The following is a 17,993-nucleotide window of genomic DNA, read 5'->3' as shown; positions in this document are numbered from 1 at the left end:
CATGCCGCCACGAAAAGTCGCGCACATGAAAAAAGCCCCGGTCGCATCGCTGCAGCCGGGGCTTTCGAATGACTGGGCAGCTTGCGCCGCCCGCTGTGATTTACAGCACTTCGCTGGCGTGGTCGGCCAGGCGCGAGCGCTCGCCGCGGGCCAGGGTGACGTGGCCGCTGTGGGTCCAGCCCTTGAAGCGGTCGACCACGTAGGTCAGGCCGCTTGAACCTTCTGTCAGGTACGGCGTGTCGATCTGTGCGATGTTGCCCAGGCACAGGATCTTCGTGCCGGGACCGGCGCGCGTGACGAGGGTCTTGACTTGCTTCGGCGTCAAGTTCTGCGCTTCATCGATGATGAGGAACTTGTTCACGAACGTGCGGCCGCGCATGAAGTTGAGCGACTTGATCTTGATGCGCGAGCGGATCAGGTCTTGCGTTGCCGCACGGCCCCATTCGCCGCCATCGGAGTCGGACTTGTTCAGCACTTCCAGGTTGTCGTCGAAGGCGCCCATCCATGGCGACATCTTTTCTTCTTCCGTGCCTGGCAGGAAACCGATGTCTTCGCCCACCGGCACCGTGACGCGGGTGACGATGATTTCATTGTAGAGCTTGGTTTCCAGCACTTGCGCCAGGCCGGCGGCCAGGGCCAGCAGGGTCTTGCCGGTACCGGCCTGGCCCAGCAGGGTGACGAAGTCGCATTCCGGATTCATCAGCAAGTTCAGCGCGAAGTTCTGCTCGCGGTTGCGCGCCGTCACGCCCCACACATTGTTCTTCGTGTGGCTGAAGTCGCGCAGGGTTTGCAGTACGGCCGTCTTGCCGTTGATCTGTTTCACCTGGCCGTAGAATGGCGTTTCGCCGTTTTTCGGTTCCAGATAGATGAACTGGTTGACCAGCAACGATGGAATGAACGGGCCCGTCACGCGGTAGAACGTGGAGCTGTAGCCGTTCTTGCTTTCCTGCCACGATTCCATGTCCTTGCCATGCTTGTTCCAGAAGTCGTCCGGCAATTGCACGATGCCCGAGTACAGCAAGTCCGTGTCTTCCAGCACATGGTCGTTGAAGTAGTCTTCGGCCGGCAAGCCCAGGGCGCGCGCCTTGATGCGCATGTTGATGTCTTTCGACACCAGCACGACAGGGCGGCCTTCCTGTTCCGACTCGAGCGAGCGCACGACGGCGAGGATCTGGTTGTCGGCCTTGCCCACTGGCAAGCCAGCCGGCAAGTCGGCGCTTTGCAAGCGCGTCTGGAAGAACAGACGGCCCTTGGCGTCCTTGTTGCCCAGCTTGGACAGCAGAATGCCGTGTTCGATGGCGTCGTCGTCCGTGTTGCTGATCAGGGCATCGAGGGTGCGCGAGACCTGGCGCGCATTGCGCGCCACTTCCGTCATGCCCTTTTTATGGTTGTCCAGCTCTTCCAGGGTCATCATCGGCAGATACACGTCGTGTTCCTCGAAGCGGAACAGCGACGATGGATCGTGCATCAGCACGTTCGTGTCGAGCACGAACAGCTTGCTGATGCCGCGCTGGTCGGCGGCGCGGCTGGCGGACGACTTGAGCTGCACTTCCACAGGCTTGTGCTTGGCCGGATGCGGCTGCTCGGCTTGCTTGGCGGGCTTGATCGGCGTGACCTTGCCTTTTGCGGCCGGCTTGGCTTTCGCTGCAGGCGCAGCAACGGCGGCAGGCGCGGCCGCAGGTGCGGCAACGGCTGGCGCAGGTGCCGGCTTGGCGACCATCAGGGCCGCCACTTGCTTGATCTTCGTGGCCGCATTGCGGACCGGTTTGGCAACTTCGGCGATCGCCGCTTCAATGATCGGTGCAGCCACTTTCTTGGCTGCCGGGGTTTTGGTGGCCGGGCGCGCTGCGCCTGCGGTTGGGTAATCTTGGGTGGCCAGGATGGTGGCTGGCTTGCTCGGTAATTTTGGCAGTGGCATCAGGATCTCAATCAAAAAATTTCTGGAATGAATCTCCCATGGGCAGCCAGCTTCTGGCGGCACTTCTCATGGGGGGATGCGAGGGGAACAACAATGCTACAGGACGAGAAACTGCCGGAAGGCCGGCAGCATGGCCGGTCATGGACGCCATCGGCGGGCTGCTGGCCCGCCTGGCGGAGTGGATGGAGGCGCTTCGTTGACTCAAAATGGCGATAGGTACCGTGACTGAACTGCGGTTGAACCAGGCTCGCTGGAAGCCGACAACACGCATTGGATCAAAATGGACGATCAATTCAGATGCGCTACGAATTCCAGCACTTCTTCCACGTGAGTTGCGACCTTCACGCCTCTCCATTCTTTCACCAATCGGCCCTGGGCGTCAATCACAAACGTACTGCGCTCGACGCCACGGACCGTCTTGCCGTACATCTGTTTCATCTTCATGACGTTAAACAGCAGGCAAACGGCTTCGTCCGGGTCGGAAATGAGCTCGAATGGCAGCTCGAGCTTGGCCTTGAAGCTTTCGTGCGAGCGCAGGGAATCGCGGCTGATGCCGTAGATTTCCACGCCGGCGGCGACGAATTGCGGATAGGCATCGCGGAAAGCGATGTTTTCCGTGGTGCAGCCAGGGGTGTTGTCCTTCGGATAGAAAAACAGCACGGTGGCCTTGGCCGGGCGGCCCAGCAACTGAAAGGTTTTGCCGCTGGTCATGGCGGCGCTAAAGTCGGGTATGCTAACGAGGGATTGGCTATCAGCCACAGGTTCTCTCCTGAACGGTGATCATCAGCGCTGGTTTTTAATCTGGCAACGCATCCAGGTGCAACAATACAGCATTCAGGCCGCTTTGCCCTGCACAATCAGGCGTCCCGAACGCCCTGGCAACTCATCCCAGGTGATGGGGCAAACGGGCAAGTCCGACTCTTTTATCTTTTCATAATAATCGCCCATCGCTGCAAACTGGTAGCCCTGGGCTTTCCAGCCAGCCAGCAGTTGTTCGAAAATGGGGGCGAGTTTCTGTCCTTCAAGTTCCGCATGCAAGGTATACACGTGATCGCGGGGATTGTCCGCCGTCAGCGACAATATATGCTCTGCAACATTGCCGGTCGTGATCAGTTTGCCGTCGATTTCACAGCCCAGCAATTCATCCAGGGTGGGCAGGGTGGTGGGCAGTTGCACGCATTGCAGGATGGTGTTGCCGTTGCGCACGCGGTGCGGGCCTTGCGACGGCTGCGCCATGGCGCCGCGCGCGTCGAGCATGGCGCGGCCGTCGGAGGCAAAGCGGTAGCCGGCCGTGTCGTGTTCGACAAAGGCGCTGACATTCATTTGCCAGCCGGCCGCGCCGTGCGTGTGCGGCTTGGCGCCAAACACCTGTTCGTAGCGGTTGGCGGCCTTGCGCATCATGTTGATGGTCCAGGCGGCGTTGCGCTTGGCCACGTTGTCTTGCCACAGGGTGTGATCCCAGGTGTGGATGCCGCACTCGAAACCGGCATCGCGCACGGCGCGCAATTGCGTCGCGCATTGCTTGCCGATATCGGGTCCCGGCAGCAAGGTGCCGTACATCAATGTTTTCAAGCCGTAGTGCTCGACTACCGACGTGCGCGACACCTTGCTGAAAAAGCCGGGCCGCAAGGCGCGCCGCAGGGCCCAGCCCGTATGGTCGGGGCCCAGCGAGAACAGAAAGGTGGCCTTGGCCTGGTGCGCGGTCAGCATGCGCACCAGATTGCCCATGCCTTCACGGGTGCCGCGATAGGTATCGACGTCGATTTTCAGGGTCAGGAACGGCTTGCTCAACATTAATCCATCAGGGCTTTGGCTTGGGCTACCTGGCTGCGGTAGGCGTCGAAAATATTGCGCAGGGAATCGGCCATGGTGGTGGTCGGCGCCCAGCCCAGCTCTTCGCAGGTATTCGTGATTTTCGGCACGCGGTTTTGCACGTCCTGGTAGCCGGCACCGTAGTAGGCGCCCGAGGTCGTTTCCACGATTTTCACGTGTTTCGCACCTTCGGCGTATTCCGGGTATTCGGTGGCCAGGGTCAGCATCATGCCGGCCAGGTCGCGGATCGAATAGTTATTGGTCGGATTGCCAATGTTGTAGATCTTGCCGCTGGCGATGCCGTTCTTGTTGGCGATGATGCGCATCAGCGCATCGATGCCGTCGTCGATGTAGGTGAACGCGCGTTTTTGCGCGCCGCCGTCGACCAGCGAGATGTTTTCGCCGCGCACGATATGGCCGAAGAATTGCGTCACCACGCGCGAGGAACCTTCTTTTGGCGTGTGGATCGAGTCCAGGCCCGCGCCGATCCAGTTGAAGGGACGGAACAGGGTGAAGTTCAAGCCTTCCATGCCGTAGCCCCAGATCACGCGGTCCATCAGCTGCTTGGCGTTCGAATAGATCCAGCGCGGCTTGTTGATCGGGCCGCAGATCAGTTCCGAGTTTTCCGGATCGAATTCCTCGTCATGGCACATGCCATACACTTCCGAGGTCGACGGGAAGACCAGATGCTTGCCGTACTTGGCGGCCGAGCGGACGATAGGCAGGTTGGCTTCGAAGTCCAGTTCGAAGACGCGCAGCGGCTGCTTGACGTAGGTCGATGGCGTGGCGATGGCCACCAGCGGCAGGATCACGTCGCACTTCTTGACGTGGTACTCGACCCATTCCTTGTTGATCGTGATGTCGCCTTCAAAGAAGTGCATGCGCGACTTGTAGTTGTCATCTTCCAGCAATTCCGTGATGCGGTCCGTGTTCATGTCCATGCCGTAGACATGCCAGTCGGTGGTTTCCAGGATGCGCTTGGACAGGTGGTGGCCGATGAAGCCGTTGACGCCTAAGATGAGGACTTTTTTCATGTGAGATTCTCTTGTGTGATATCAGTGTGTGCTGACGCGGGTGGTCAGGCTTGCTTGCAATTGCTGAGCCGAAACCGGCTCCCCGGCAGCCCTCAGCGCAGAAATGGCCAGCATGTGGCCGTCTCCGCAGACGCCAAAGATGCAATTATCCACTACGGCCAAGCCCGGTGGCAAACTTCCTGCTGAATGCTTGCTTAAACGGGCTGTTTCGATGGTGTAAATAACATTGTTGACTTCGGTGAACGCGCCGGGATAGGGCGGCGCGACGGCCCGGTGCAGGTTATACACCTGCTGCGCCGGTAACTTCCAGTCGATGCGGCCGTCTTCCGGCGTGCGTCCGCCAAAGTAGCCGCCCTGGCGCAAATCGTTGAGCTGGCGCGGCGCCGTGCCGTCCAGCAAGGCCGGCAGCACGTTCCACAAGGTTTGCTCCGCCGCCACGGTGACCTTGCCGAAGACTTCGAAGGCCGTGTCGTCGGGCAGGATGGGCACGGCCGTTTGCGCGACGATGGCGCCGGCGTCCGGCTTGACCGTCATTTCATGCAGGGTGGCGCCCGTTTGCGGGGCGCCATGCAGCACGGCCCAGTTGACAGGTGCGCGGCCGCGGAACTGTGGCAGCAGCGAACCGTGCATATTGTAGGCGGGCGCGACTTCCAGAATGCTGGCCGGTAGCATGTGGCGGTAGTAAAAGCTGAACAGCATGTCCGGTGTTGCCGCCCGTACCTGCGCCAGCAGCTCGGGCGCGCGCGCGTCCGAGGGCGTGATGTAGGGGATGCCTTCAGCCTGGCACAGGCTGGCGACGGATTCGAACCACAGGTTTTCCGTGGGGCTGTCTTCGTGCGTGACGACGAGGGCGATATCGACGCCGCCGGCCAGCAGCACCTTGATGCAGCGCACGCCCACATTGTGGTAGCCGAAGACGACGGCGCGCGGGGCGCCCATCAGCGGCCCACCTGGCGTTTTTCCAGGCGCACGTGCGATGGCGCCTCGGCTTCCGCCTGGACCATGCCGTCCTGCAAGATGGTTTGCACCACGTAGCGGGGACGGGCGCGCACTTGCTGGAAGATGCGTCCCACGTATTCACCCACGAGGCCGATGCCGAACAGGATCACGCCCATCAGGAAGAAGGCGATGGCGAACAGGGTGAACACGCCCTGCGCCTCGGCGCCGAACAGGAAGCGGCGCGCCAGCAGATAGATCACCAGCCCGGCCGAACTGAGCGACAGCAGCATGCCCAGCATCGAGAAAATTTGCAGGGGGATCAGCGAAAAGCCCGTGACCAGGTCGAAATTGAGGCGGATCAGGCTGTACAGCGAATATTTCGATTCGCCGGCGGCCCGTTCTTCGTGCTCGACGGTGATTTCCGTGGGCTTGCGGGCAAACGTGTAGGCCAGGGCGGGGACGAAGGTGTTGACTTCGGCGCACTGGTTGACCAGGTCGATCACGTTGCGGCCGTAGGCGCGCAGCATATTGCCCTGGTCCGTGATCTTGATGTTGGTGATGCGCTCGCGCAGCCGGTTCATCATCTTCGAGGCCAGCGTGCGCCAGGCGGAATCTTGCCGCTTGCGCCGGATCGAACCCACGTAATCGTAGCCTTCGCGCATCTTCGCCACGAGGTTGCCGATTTCTTCGGGCGGGTTCTGCAGGTCGGCGTCGAGCGTGACCATGATCTGCCCGCGCGACGCTTCAAAACCGGCGAGGATGGCCATGTGCTGGCCATAATTGCCGTTGAACAAGACGACGCGCGTGACGTCGGGGCGCTGGCGGAACTGTTCCGCCAGGATGGCCACCGAATTGTCGCGGCTGCCATCGTTGACGAAGATGATCTCGTAGCTCGTCTGCAGGGCGTCGAGGGCTGGATACAGGCGGGCGAACAGGGCGGCCAGGCCATCCTGCTCGTTGTAGATCGGAATGATAACGGACAGTTCAGGTTTCATCGGCGCGCTGCTCATTTGATGAGGATGGATTTGACGGTGGCGACGGCGCGTTCCACGTCCTGTGTCGTCATGGCGTAGAACATCGGCAAGGTCACGGTCAGGCGGCCGATCTTTTCCGAGACGGGGAACATGCCCTCGGTAAAGCCGCGTTCGCGGTACATGGTAAACAGGTGGATCGGTGCGTAATGATAGCCCGTTCCCACGTTTTGCTGCGCCATTTGCTGCATGAAGGTGGCGCGCGTGCCGGGGCCGTTGTCGGGCAGGATGATCTGGAACAGATGCCAGTTGCTGTTTTCAAAATCCTGCACGGGCAGCTGGGCGCCGCTCTGCGCTTCGAAGTCGCTGCCGAATTGCTCAAAGTAGTGGCGTGCCAGTGCGCGGCGGTGGGCCGTGATGGCGTCGATATTGGCAAATTGGCCCAGGCCGATGGCGGCCATGATGTCGCTCATGTTGTATTTGCCGCCCAGCACGTCGACGTCGATGCCGTCAACGCCGCTGCGCGTCACGCCCTGCAGCCGGTATTTCTCGGCCAGTTTCGCTTCTTCCAGGTTGTTCAGGACGAGGCAGCCGCCTTCGCCCGTGGTGATGTTCTTGTTGGCCTGGAAGCTGAACGAGACGAAGTCGCCAAACGCGCCGATGCGTTTGCCCTTCCACGTGGAGCCGAACGCTTGCGCCGCGTCTTCCACGACCCGCAAATTGTATTTTTCAGCGATCGCGTACAGGCGGTCCATGTCGACGGGCAGGCCGGACAGGTAGACGGGGATGATGGCTTTCGTGCGCGCGGTGATGGCCGCTTCCAGTTTGTCGAGGTCGATATTGCGCGTGACGGGGTCGATGTCGGCAAACACGGGCGTGGCGCCCACTTCGATGATGACGTTGGCCGTCGCTACCCACGACACGGGCGTGGTGATGACTTCGTCGCCGGGGCCGATGCCGGCGATGCGCAGCGCGATTTCCATGGTGCACGTGCCCGAATTGAAGGTGCGCACGGGACGCCCGCCGAAATACTCGGACAGCTGGGCTTCGAAGGCCTGAACTTTCGGGCCGCTGGTGATCCAGCCCGAGCGCAGCACTTCGCCGACGGCGGCGATGGTCGCTTCGTCGATGGTGGGTTTGGAAAATGGCAAAAAGGGCAGGGTAGAAGTCATGGGGTGCGGCTCTTGGGTCGGTATGGTGTCAGGGTATCGGTGTCGCCAAGGCTGCCGTGCGCTCAAACGCGGCCGGCAGGCATGGCTATTTTATATCGTCAGTATGGCGGCGCAGCCGGTTCAGCAGTGAAAAAATCCTGCTGCTGCGGGGGCGGGGCAAGCTGGCCGGGGGCGCGATCCATGTTGCCTCGCGCCCCAGTTAAACACTATTTGTTGGCAATGACCATGCGGCGCGCATCCTCGGCGACAACACGCATGGGCACGCCACGCTCTTGCAATTCCTTGTAACGGTCCAGGCTGATAATGGCCATGTCGCGCACGCCGGCGTTGGCATCGTTCGTCCATTGCGTGATGAAAGTCTCGATGCTCGGAATGGACAGCTCGGGCTGCTGTTTCAGGCCAAACGTAAACTCATCCCAGTAATCGACGAGGATCACGGGCCGCTGCAGGTAATACGTCAGCGACTGTTCGTAGATGCCGACCGAATAGAGCTTGGTATCGGCCGTCAGTTCGGCCTGGATCTGCGGCAGCATGTCGGTGCCCGCACGGTTCTGGCCATACAGTTCGGAGCCGGCCAGGATGCAGTGCGTGGCCAGGAAGCCGGCGCCGGCAATCGTCAGTACGGTCATGTCGCGGCGCAGTTGGCGTGCATGCAGCAGGGCCAGGGCGCCGCCGGCCAGGGCGAAGAAGCCGGCCGCCATCAGCCAGGGCTGGTAGCCCTTGAGCGCGACCAGGGCATCCGCGTCGCGTGCGCTGGCCCTGCTGAAGGCGATCGGTCCGCCGATCAGGATGGCCGCGCCCAGCACGCACAGCAGACCGGCGGCGAACAGGCGCTGGCGGCGCGATGCCGATTCCAGGTACAGCGCCACCAGCAAGGCCAGCGCGGGGAAGACGGGCACGATATAGCCAGGCAGCTTCGAGGTCGAATAGCTGAAGAAGAAGAAAATGAAGACGGCCCAGATCAGCAGCATCAAGCGGGGCTGGAAAGTGCCTTCCTGGCGCTTGAAGGCGGCGGCCAGGCTTTGCGGCAGCACGCCTATCCATGGCAGGATGCCGGGAATGAGCAGCACGAGGAAGTAGTACCAGGCGCCTTCGCGCTTGTGGCCCTTCATCAGGAAGCGCTGGAAGTGCTCGTGGATGAAGAAGAAATGCGGCTGTTCCGGATTGCGCAGGGCGACCAGCACGAACCACGGCGCGGCGATGGCAAAGAACACCAGCAAGCCCTTGACCAGGTGTAAGCGCGTCCAGATGCGCCAGTCGCGCGCACACAGCGAATACAGCACCAGCACGGCGCCCGGCAGCACGATGCCGATCAGACCCTTGGCCAGCACGGCCAGCGCCATGGCGGCCCAGCAGGCCAGCATCCAGTTGCGCCGCTCGATCGCCGTGGCGTCGTCGCGCTGGGCGATCAGCAGGCTGCCCAGGGTGAGGGTCATCATGCCCGACAGGCCCATGTCCAGCGAATTGATCTGGCCCGAAGCGAGCCAGAACAGGCTCGACGCCAGGACCAGGCCCGCATACAGGCCCACGCGCGGGCCGAACACTTTCTTGCCCGCATACGCCGTCATGCACACGCCGATGATGCCGCACAGGCCAGTCCACAGGCGTGCCTGCCACTCGCCCAGGCCGAAGGCGGCGAAGGTCAGCGCATTCATCCATGTTTGCAGCGGCGGCTTTTCAAAGTACTTGATGCCGTTCAGGCGCGTGGTGATCCAGTCGCCCGTGACGAACATTTCGCGCGCCATCTCGGCGTAGCGGCCTTCGTCGGGCGGCACCAGGGTGCGGATACCCAGCGCATACAAGGTGACGACGATGAAGATGCCCAGCAGGGACCACATCAGCACCCGTGACGAGTGCAGTTCATTGACATTGATTTTCATGCGGCCTTGCCTGCGGCCGGGGCCAGGATCAGGGCCAAGGTGACTTTGCGGCCTTCGCCCATGAGGATATTGTAGGTGCGGCAGGCGGCCTGGCTATCCATGCATTCGACGCCGATGCGGCGCATGGTCAGCGCTGCCGTCAGTTTCGGATGCACGAAGCGCTGGCGCTCGCCCGTGCCGAGGATGACCACGTCGGGTGCGTCGGCCAGGATTTGCGCGAAATGCGCCTCGTTCAATTGCTCGAAACTGTCCACTTCCCACGCCCGTGGCGGTGTTTCCGGCATGACGATCAGGCTGTAGTTGTACGGCTGGGCATTGATCTCGACGCCGTTTTCGTCATAGCCGGTGACAGTCTGGTATTGTTGGGTGCTGCTGGCGTGGAGTTTCATGGCGATATCGGGGCTGGTCGTGTCGGTTGATCGGTGCGCGCGCGGCCAAATTGCGTGCCGCGGCCAAGGGCGTAAGCATGCCATAAATGACAAAAAAGAGCGACTGAAAAGCAACATCCTTTCCAAATTGCAATGTTCGGTGCCACAGTGGCGGTGCATGCTGACGCCATGGTAATGCTGCAAGATTAAGGGAAGATGAAGATGGCGCCCGCCAGATTGCCGTCCGGATGCGCCGGCGTGGCAGAATCGGCGTCAAATGCTGCGGTTCACCATGTTTAATTTGATAAAATGCCCTGTTTTCGGCGAGAATGGTTGTTTTCGCCTTGCAGTCTTTCGCATCGCAGTTTCACGGGTTCATAGTTCTGGCGCGGCGGCCACGCTGCAAGTTCTGGTCACCGCGCCGCATCACGACAGGGATTTATTTTGCGACCGATTCAGAAATCGAATAAATTGGCGGACGTCTGCTACGACATCCGCGGCCCGGTCCTGGAAAAATCCAGGCAAATGGAAGAAGAAGGCCACAAGATCACCAAGCTCAATATCGGCAATCTGGCCGTATTCGGCTTCGATCCGCCCGACGAGATCGTGCGCGACATGATGCTCAATCTGCAGAATGCGGCCGGCTATACGGATTCGAAAGGCATGTTCGCGCCGCGCAAGGCCGTCATGCACTACACGCAGGGCAAGAATATCGCCGGCGTGACCATCGATGACATTTACCTGGGCAATGGCGCTTCCGAACTGATCGTCATGTCGATGAACGCGTTGCTCAACAGTGGCGACGAAGTGCTGGTGCCGGCCCCCGATTATCCGCTATGGACGGCCGCCGTCAGCCTGTCGGGCGGCAATCCCGTGCACTATGTGTGCGACGAACAGAACGAGTGGTATCCCGACATCGAGGACATGCGCCGCAAGATCACGCCGCAAACGAAAGCCATCGTCGTCATCAACCCGAACAATCCCACGGGCGCGCTGTATCCGGTGTCCGTGCTGCTGCAGATCGTCGAACTGGCGCGCCAGCACCAATTGATCATTTTCGCCGACGAGATCTACGACAAGGTGCTGTACGACGAAGCCGAGCACGTGTCGATCGCCTCGCTGGCCGACGACGTGCTGTTCATCACCATGAACGGCCTGTCGAAGAATTACCGCTCCTGCGGCTACCGCTCCGGCTGGATGGTGGTCTCGGGCGAAAAGCGCCATGCAAAAGATTACATCGAGGGCCTCAACATGCTGGCCTCGATGCGGCTATGCGCCAACGCGCCGGGGCAGTTTGCCATTCAGACGGCGCTTGGCGGCTACCAGAGCATACAAGACCTGGTGGGGCCCGGCGGGCGCCTCTTGAAACAGCGCGATCTGGCGCACAAGCTGCTGACCGATATTCCGGGCGTCACCTGTGTCAAGCCGAAGGCCGCGCTGTACATGTTCCCGCGCCTGGACCCGGAGATCTACCCGATCGCCGACGACCAGCAGTTTGCCTATGAATTACTGGCCGAAGCGAAGGTCCTGATCGTGCAGGGCACGGGCTTCAACTGGATCGCGCCCGACCATTTCCGCGTCGTCTTCCTGCCCAATTCCGATGACCTGACCGAGGCCATGGGGCGCATTGCGCGCTTCCTCGAAGGTTACCGCAAGCGTCACGGCCGGGGCTGAATCAGCCAGCAGCAGCAATCTCGATCAACCTGGCGCCGCCTTAGGGGGCGCCACTTATGAGCAGTCAAGCACAACTATGAAATCCATCAAGATCGGCCTGCTGGGCCTGGGCAATGTCGGTTACGGCACGTTCAGCGTCCTGAAACGCAACCAGGAAGAAATCAAGCGCCGCGCTGGCCGCGGCATTGAAGTCGTCGCTGTCGCCGTGCGCGACGTGGCGCGCGCCGAAGCGCTCGTCGCCGGCGGCTGCAAGGTCGTCAACGACCCGCACCTGATCGTCAACGATCCCGAGATCGACATCGTCGTCGAACTGATCGGCGGCTACGACCTGTCGAAAACCTTGGTGATGCAGGCGATCGCCAACGGCAAGCACGTGGTCACGGCCAACAAGGCCCTGCTGGCCGTGCACGGCAACGAAATCTTCGCCGCCGCCCAGGACAAGGGCGTGATGGTGGCCTTCGAAGCGGCCGTCGCCGGCGGCATCCCCATCATCAAGGCGCTGCGCGAAGGCCTGACGGCCAACCGCATCGAATGGATCGCCGGCATCATCAACGGCACCACCAATTTCATCCTGTCCGAAATGCGCGACAAGGGCCTCGATTTCGCCACCGTGCTGAAACAGGCGCAGGAACTCGGCTACGCGGAAGCCGACCCCACCTTCGACATCGAAGGCGTCGATGCCGCGCACAAGGCCACCATCATGTCGGCCATCGCCTTCGGCATCCCGGTGCAGTTCGACAAGGCCTACGTGGAAGGCATCAGCAACCTCAATGCCGTCGACATCCGCTACGCCGAGCAACTGGGCTACCGCATCAAGCTGCTGGGCATCACCAAGCGCGCCACCGTCAACGGCGTGGAAGGCATCGAGCTGCGCGTGCATCCGACCCTGATCCCCGCCAAGCGCCTGATCGCCAACGTGGAAGGCGCCATGAACGCGGTGCTCGTGCATGGCGACGCCGTCGGCGCCAGCCTGTACTCGGGCCGCGGCGCGGGCGCCGAGCCGACCGCTTCGTCGGTGATCGCCGACCTGGTCGACATCACGCGCCTGGCCACGGCCGACCCGGAACACCGCGTGCCGCACCTGGCGTTCCAGCCGAACGCGATGACCGATATCGCCATCTTGCCGATGTCGGAAATCACCACCAGCTACTACCTGCGCATGCACGTGGCCGACCAGCCGGGCGTGCTGGCCGACCTCACGCGCATCCTGGCCGAACGCGGCATCTCGATCGACGCCATGCTGCAAAAGGAACCGGCCGAGGGCGAGACGCACACGGACATCATCATGCTGACGCACCAGACGCAGGAAAAGAACGTCACGGCCGCCATCGAGAAAATGGAAGCGTTGAACAGCGTGGTGGGCACCGTCACCAAGATCCGCCTGGAAAACCTCAGCTGATCTTTTTCAGCGAGCCATGCAAAACGGCGCCCGCGGGCGCCGTTTTTTTATGCGTGATGTTGGCGTGACCGATGGCGCTGTCGGATTACGGCCCTTCGGACCTAATCCGACCTACGCCTAGGCAGCTCAAGGCGCGGTGACGGGGCCCACGTCCATGCCGTCATAGCTGGCCAGCTGGTTGTCCTGCGCAAACGCCATCAGTTCGCCATTGCGCGCGTGCAGGCTGTCGACGCCATGCACTTCGGCCTTTTCCACGTGCAGCACCCACACGGGCGGTGCCGCCGGATCGTCGAGCTCGGGCTGGTACAGTTCCACCGGGCGGTAGCTTTGCAGCGCCAGCAGGGTGGCGGCCTGCTCCAGCGGTTCGGAGGTCGGGTTGGTGAAGTAATAGCCCCACAGCAGCGGCTGGGACAAATCCCACGGCGCGTTCTCGGCGATATTGGCAAACAGTTCGGTTACGTCGTCTTTGGTCATCATGGCGGGATCTTTCATTAAAATCTCAGGGCGCGATCTTAACATCGGTGCCGCTTGCAAGTCATTCGCGCATAAAAGAACCGGCTGAGCCGGTTTTTATCATTCTTTAATACGGCTGGAGATTAATTCACGCAAGCGTGAATTAGAACTTGTAGCGCAGGCCGATCGACAGCAGGTCGGCTTTCATGTTGGCGTCTTTGACACTCAGTGTTTTGCCAAAGTTTTCGTATTCAACAACGGCCGACAGTTGGGCGTTAATCCGGTAGGCGGCGCCGATGCCAAGCAGGGCAGCGGTGTTGTTCCTGGTGCCGGTGGCGTTGACTTCGCCGGGCGGGGATTTCGGCACGGTGTGGTTACGTGTGACGCCGGCCTTGGCGAACAGCGAAAATTGTGCGTTCAACGGCAGGGTGCCGGTGGCTGCGGCATACACGGCACTGGTATTCAGGCTGGCGGAGGTGCCGCCTTCCGTGTCCCTTATTTTGCCGAAGTCCACGTAACCAGCTTCCACGCCGAAATGCGGCGTGACCTGGTAGCCGGCGTAGGCCTTGTAGCCGGTTTCATGCTTTTTTTGCGAGCCTTCGTCATCGATCGTCAGCTTGCGCTCCGAACGACCGATGCTGCCGCCCGCATAAAAACCTTCCGCCTGGGCCAGCAATGGACATGCCAGGGCGGCAGCGATGGCTGCAGCAAATACGTGTTTTCTCATATGATTCCTAAAAATGGCGCGCAAGCCCTTGCTTGCCGCGCATGGGAAAGGCATTGTATAGATGTAAAGATGTTTTCGTAAGGAAATTAATTAATCAAATAGCCATGTGTACTCGCAGGCAAGTCTGGTCCTGCCGGGGCAGGAAGGGGGCATGCTCACGCTGTGCCGCTGAACTGCACGCTAACCTTCAGCCCATGTCCATTCGCCGCCGTCGCCAGTTCCAGGCGCGCGCCGTGCAGGGCGGCGATGTCGCGCACGATGGCCAGGCCCAGGCCGGCGCCGCCAGGGTTGCTTTCCAGCGCCGCGCCGACCCGGTAGAACGGCGTCAACACGCGTTCGCGTTCCGCAGGCGGGATGCCCTTGCCGCTGTCTTCCACTTCCAGTACCGTTTCGTTTCCAGCGCCGCCCGCGCGCACGCGCAGGATCACGCTGCCGCCCGGTGGCGTGTAGCGCAGGGCGTTGTCGACCAGGTTGGCCACCAGCTCATGCAGCAGCAGGGCCTGGCCATGCACGGGCGCTTCGTCGGGCGCTTCCAGTGACAGGTCGATATTTTTGGCGACGGCGGCCATGGCCATTTCCAGTCCCACCTGCTGCGCCATGTCGCGCAGCGCGACGGTGTCCATGGCCAGATTCTCGCCGCCGTGCTCGATGCGGGCCAGGGTCAGCAGGCGGTTGGCCAGCAGCACGGTCGAATCGGTGGTGACGGCGATCGAGCGCACGATGTCGCGCAGGGCGGCGATGTCCGGCGGCGCGCCCGCCTGGCGGTCGCATTCGCGCATGGCCAGTTCGGCCTGGGTTTTCAGCACCGTCAACGGTGTGCGCAGTTGGTGCGAGGCATCGGCGATGAAGCGGCGCTGGCTGGCGATCAGCTGCTGCAGGCGCGACATGGCGCCGTTCATGGCGCTCACCAGCGGGCGCATTTCCTTGTGCACCAGCGTGGGATCGACGTCGGACAGGTCGGACAGGGTGCGCGTCTCGACTTCCGTTTTCAGGCGCATCAGCGGGCGCAGTACCAGGCGCACGGCAAACCACACGAGGGCGCCCATTACCAGTATCATCGCCGCCTGCCAGATCAGGGTATCGAACAGGATCTGGTTCGACAGGCCGCGCCGCGCGTCCAGCGTTTCGGCCACCTGGATCAGGGTGATGCCGCGCATCGAGTCGTCATACACGGGCTGCAGCAGGGCGGCAATGCGGATCGGCTTGCCGTGATAGTCGGCGTGGTAGAAGCGCACCAGGGCCGGATAATTCTGCGAGCGGGGCACGTTTTTCGGCACGGGCGGCAAGTCGCCATAGCCCGATACCAGCTCGCCGTTGATGCCCGTGACCTTGTAGTAGATGCGGCCCAGGGTGTCGGTCTCGAAGCTGTCGAGCGCCACGTAAGGCACTTCGGCCACCACCTTGCCGTTGACGATGGAGACTCTTTCGGCCAGCGCCCGCGTCGACGCCAGCAAGGAGCGGTCGTAGGCCATGTCGGCCGCGTCGAGCGCGTTGCGGTAGACAAAAACGGCATCGAGCAGCACCAGCATCACCAGCGGGATGAGCAGCCAGCGCAGCAGCTGGCTGCGCAGGCTGCCCAGCGGCCGGCCCTGCGCCCAGCGCCGGCGCAGGCGCTCGAACAGGGGCGGGCTTGGGGCGCGCACGGTCATTTTGACGCGGCCGGCGCCATCGCGCTGCGCGGCTGCAGCAGGTAGCCGATGCCGCGCAGGGTGGTGATGACGGCGCCGTCGGGCGAACCGGTTTCGACGCCGCTCTCGAGTTTCTTGCGGACGCGGTGGATATACAGTTCGATGGCATCCAGGTTGGCGTCGTCGGCCAGCGCGAAGACTTCGTCGAACAGCTTTTCCTTCGAGACGGCGCGTCCCGAGCGCGTGATCAGCGCTTCGAGCACGGCGTGTTCGCGCGGCGTCAGGGGAAAAGGGGCGCCGGCATAGCTGAACATGCGCGTGACGGTGTCGAAACTGAGGGCGCCGCAGGTGTGCACGAGCGCTTCGTTGCCCTGGCTGCGGCGCAGCAGGGCTTTTACGCGCGCTTCCAGTTCGGCCAGTTCGAACGGCTTGGCCATGTAGTCGTCGGCGCCCAGGTTCAGGCCCTGCACTTTTTCATCGAGGCCGCCGCGCGCCGTGAGTATCATGACGGGAGTCTTGCCGCGCGTGCCGCCGCGCGCGCGCAGGCGGCGCAGCACGTCCAGGCCATCCATCTTCGGCAGGGTCAGGTCGAGCAGCACCAATGAATATTCCTGCGTATGCAGCAGGGCGTCGGCATCGGCGCCGTTGTGGGCTGTCTCCACCGTCAGGTGCGCGTCGCGCAGGGCCTTTGCCAGCCAGTGCGACAGCTCCAGATGGTCTTCCACTAATAATATGCGCATGGTCTCCGCCATTCGTTTGAATGGGTGCAGTGTAAGCCTGTCGGCGCCGCGCCGACAGAGGCAGCGATGAATATGTTTGTCTCTCTTGTGGCTGATGGACGACACCTGTCAGTCTGAAAGCGAATTGAAAGGATCGCGATCATATAGTGTGATCCTGATTCATGAAATTGATCAGGCATATCACTAATAACTATATCTAAGGGAGACACTCTACATGAAGAAAACTGCATTCTCGCTGGCCGCCATGGCGGTACTCGCCGCAGCCAGCAGCGCCCACGCCCAGTCGAACGTCACCCTGTACGGCCGTCTTGACGCCGGCATCAGCAACACCAGCAACGCTGGCCCGAACAAAAGCTCGATGACGCAAGTGAGCTCCGGCGGCATGAACACTTCGCGCTGGGGCATCCTGGGCAGCGAGGACCTGGGCGGCGGCCTGAAAGCAGTCTTCAATCTGGAAGGCGGCATCCTCGTCGACACGGGCGCGGCCGACGGCGCGCTGTTCAAGCGCCAGGCCAACGTGGGCCTGGAAGGCGCGTTTGGCCGCGTCGTGCTGGGACGCTCGTTCACCACCGTGTACGACTTCGTGCTGCCATTCGATCCGATGGCCTATGCGCCGTTCTACTCGTGGGCCACTTCGGCCAACGCGACGGGCCCGAGCAAATACGGCATGACGACGGCCTTCGACAATATGGTCAAGTACTCGGGCAAGACGGGCGGCTTCAGCTACGGCGCATCCTACGGCTTCGGCGAACAGTCGACGGGCAGCTCGGACAGCGCCAAGCTGTCGACCGCCGTCACCTACAAGACGGGTCCAGTCAGCCTGCTGGCCACGTATGAACAAGTGAACGGCAACACCATCGCCGGCGGCGCGCGCGACAAGACCACCGTCTACCACCTGGGCGCCATGTACGACGACGGTCCGTGGAAGGTGCAGGCGGCGGCGCGCGACTACAAGCTCGATCCGGCTGCCTCCGGCAAAGCCGACGTGCGCGGCACCATGTACTGGGGCGGCGTCAGCTACAAGACCACGCCGGTCATCACCCTGACGGGCGTGATCTACTACCAGGACGTGAAAAACGTGGCGGCCAACCTCGATGCCGATCCGATCATGTACGTGGCGCGCGTGCGCTATGCCCTGTCCAAGCGCACCGACCTGTATGTGGCCGGCGCCTATGCCAAGGCCAAGCACAACCAGCTGGTCAGCCTGTCGCGTGACGATGCCGGTTTCGGCGACACGCAGCGTGGCCTGATCGCCGGCATCCAGCACCGCTTCTAAGG

Annotated in this window: 16 protein-coding genes; 3 read left to right on the top strand and 13 right to left on the bottom strand. The window is 61.9% G+C overall.

The genetic code is table 11. The features are described from left to right. Positions 1-100: 100 nt before the first annotated feature. From MRBLMS1_RS06870 to MRBLMS1_RS06830, 9 genes are all read right to left on the bottom strand, one after another. Positions 101-1,918, bottom strand: a complete 1,818-nt coding sequence (locus MRBLMS1_RS06870; protein WP_485878527.1) for a PhoH family protein — start codon at positions 1,916-1,918, stop codon at positions 101-103. A 288-nt stretch (positions 1,919-2,206) separates the two neighbouring features. Continuing rightward, positions 2,207-2,677, bottom strand: a complete 471-nt coding sequence (locus MRBLMS1_RS06865; protein ID WP_034750445.1) for a peroxiredoxin — start codon at positions 2,675-2,677, stop codon at positions 2,207-2,209. Between the two features lie 75 nt (positions 2,678-2,752). Continuing rightward, on the bottom strand, positions 2,753-3,712 hold the full coding sequence (locus MRBLMS1_RS06860) for a polysaccharide deacetylase family protein (protein ID WP_485878525.1): 960 nt from the start codon (positions 3,710-3,712) through the stop codon (positions 2,753-2,755). Further along, complete coding sequence (locus tag MRBLMS1_RS06855) at positions 3,712-4,764, bottom strand: bifunctional UDP-4-keto-pentose/UDP-xylose synthase (protein ID WP_046685777.1); 1,053 nt, start codon at positions 4,762-4,764, stop codon at positions 3,712-3,714. The genes MRBLMS1_RS06860 and MRBLMS1_RS06855 overlap by 1 nt, the downstream gene beginning before the upstream one ends. 21 nt (positions 4,765-4,785) lie before the next feature. Next, complete coding sequence (locus MRBLMS1_RS06850; RefSeq protein WP_456130308.1) at positions 4,786-5,703, bottom strand: formyltransferase; 918 nt, start codon at positions 5,701-5,703, stop codon at positions 4,786-4,788. Then, complete coding sequence (locus MRBLMS1_RS06845; protein ID WP_485878522.1) at positions 5,703-6,698, bottom strand: glycosyltransferase; 996 nt, start codon at positions 6,696-6,698, stop codon at positions 5,703-5,705. The genes MRBLMS1_RS06850 and MRBLMS1_RS06845 overlap by 1 nt, the downstream gene beginning before the upstream one ends. An 11-nt stretch (positions 6,699-6,709) precedes the next feature. Then, positions 6,710-7,846, bottom strand: a complete 1,137-nt coding sequence (locus tag MRBLMS1_RS06840) for a DegT/DnrJ/EryC1/StrS family aminotransferase (protein WP_485878521.1) — start codon at positions 7,844-7,846, stop codon at positions 6,710-6,712. A 206-nt stretch (positions 7,847-8,052) separates the two neighbouring features. After that, a complete protein-coding gene (locus MRBLMS1_RS06835; RefSeq protein ID WP_485878519.1) occupies positions 8,053-9,726 on the bottom strand; it encodes a glycosyltransferase family 39 protein in 1,674 nt (557 codons plus the stop codon). Further along, positions 9,723-10,115: an Mth938-like domain-containing protein gene (locus MRBLMS1_RS06830; RefSeq protein ID WP_070311121.1), complete on the bottom strand. Its 393-nt coding sequence runs from the start codon at positions 10,113-10,115 to the stop codon at positions 9,723-9,725. Before MRBLMS1_RS06830 ends, MRBLMS1_RS06835 begins: the two co-directional genes overlap by 4 nt. 423 nt (positions 10,116-10,538) lie before the next feature. Here MRBLMS1_RS06830 and MRBLMS1_RS06825 point away from each other — a divergent pair, with 423 nt between their 5' ends. Both MRBLMS1_RS06825 and MRBLMS1_RS06820 read left to right on the top strand, forming a co-directional pair. Then, positions 10,539-11,768 carry a pyridoxal phosphate-dependent aminotransferase gene (locus MRBLMS1_RS06825; protein WP_034750427.1) on the top strand — a complete coding sequence of 410 codons (1,230 nt, stop codon included), beginning with the start codon at positions 10,539-10,541 and terminating at the stop codon, positions 11,766-11,768. Between the two features lie 76 nt (positions 11,769-11,844). Next, positions 11,845-13,167, top strand: coding sequence for a homoserine dehydrogenase (locus MRBLMS1_RS06820; protein ID WP_034750424.1), 1,323 nt, complete (start codon positions 11,845-11,847; stop codon positions 13,165-13,167). Between the two features lie 126 nt (positions 13,168-13,293). Here MRBLMS1_RS06820 and MRBLMS1_RS06815 read toward each other — a convergent pair whose 3' ends face one another. The 4 genes from MRBLMS1_RS06815 to MRBLMS1_RS06800 form a co-directional block, all read right to left on the bottom strand. Next, positions 13,294-13,644 (bottom strand): ribonuclease E inhibitor RraB, encoded by a 351-nt coding sequence (locus tag MRBLMS1_RS06815; protein ID WP_485878516.1) that lies wholly within the window; start codon positions 13,642-13,644, stop codon positions 13,294-13,296. Positions 13,645-13,783: 139 nt separating this feature from the next. Then, the gene (locus MRBLMS1_RS06810) at positions 13,784-14,371 is read right to left on the bottom strand and encodes an outer membrane beta-barrel protein (protein WP_485878514.1); all 588 of its coding nucleotides are present in this window, start codon (positions 14,369-14,371) and stop codon (positions 13,784-13,786) included. A gap of 131 nt (positions 14,372-14,502) precedes the next feature. Beyond that, entirely contained in the window at positions 14,503-15,990 is a 1,488-nt protein-coding gene (locus MRBLMS1_RS06805; protein WP_485878512.1) for a sensor histidine kinase N-terminal domain-containing protein, read from the bottom strand. Between the two features lie 2 nt (positions 15,991-15,992). After that, positions 15,993-16,715, bottom strand: coding sequence for a response regulator (locus MRBLMS1_RS06800; protein ID WP_034750889.1), 723 nt, complete (start codon positions 16,713-16,715; stop codon positions 15,993-15,995). Between the two features lie 214 nt (positions 16,716-16,929). Here MRBLMS1_RS06800 and MRBLMS1_RS06795 point away from each other — a divergent pair, with 214 nt between their 5' ends. After that, a complete protein-coding gene (locus MRBLMS1_RS06795) occupies positions 16,930-17,991 on the top strand; it encodes a porin (protein WP_485878510.1) in 1,062 nt (353 codons plus the stop codon). Positions 17,992-17,993: the final 2 nt, after the last annotated feature.

Origin of the sequence: Massilia sp. LMS1-1-1.1 (assembly GCF_040815535.1) — a bacterium.
Lineage (GTDB): Bacteria > Pseudomonadota > Gammaproteobacteria > Burkholderiales > Burkholderiaceae_D > Janthinobacterium > Janthinobacterium aestuarii.
Note: the sequence above shows the minus strand (reverse complement) of the source record. Positions and strands in the feature narration are given on the sequence as shown.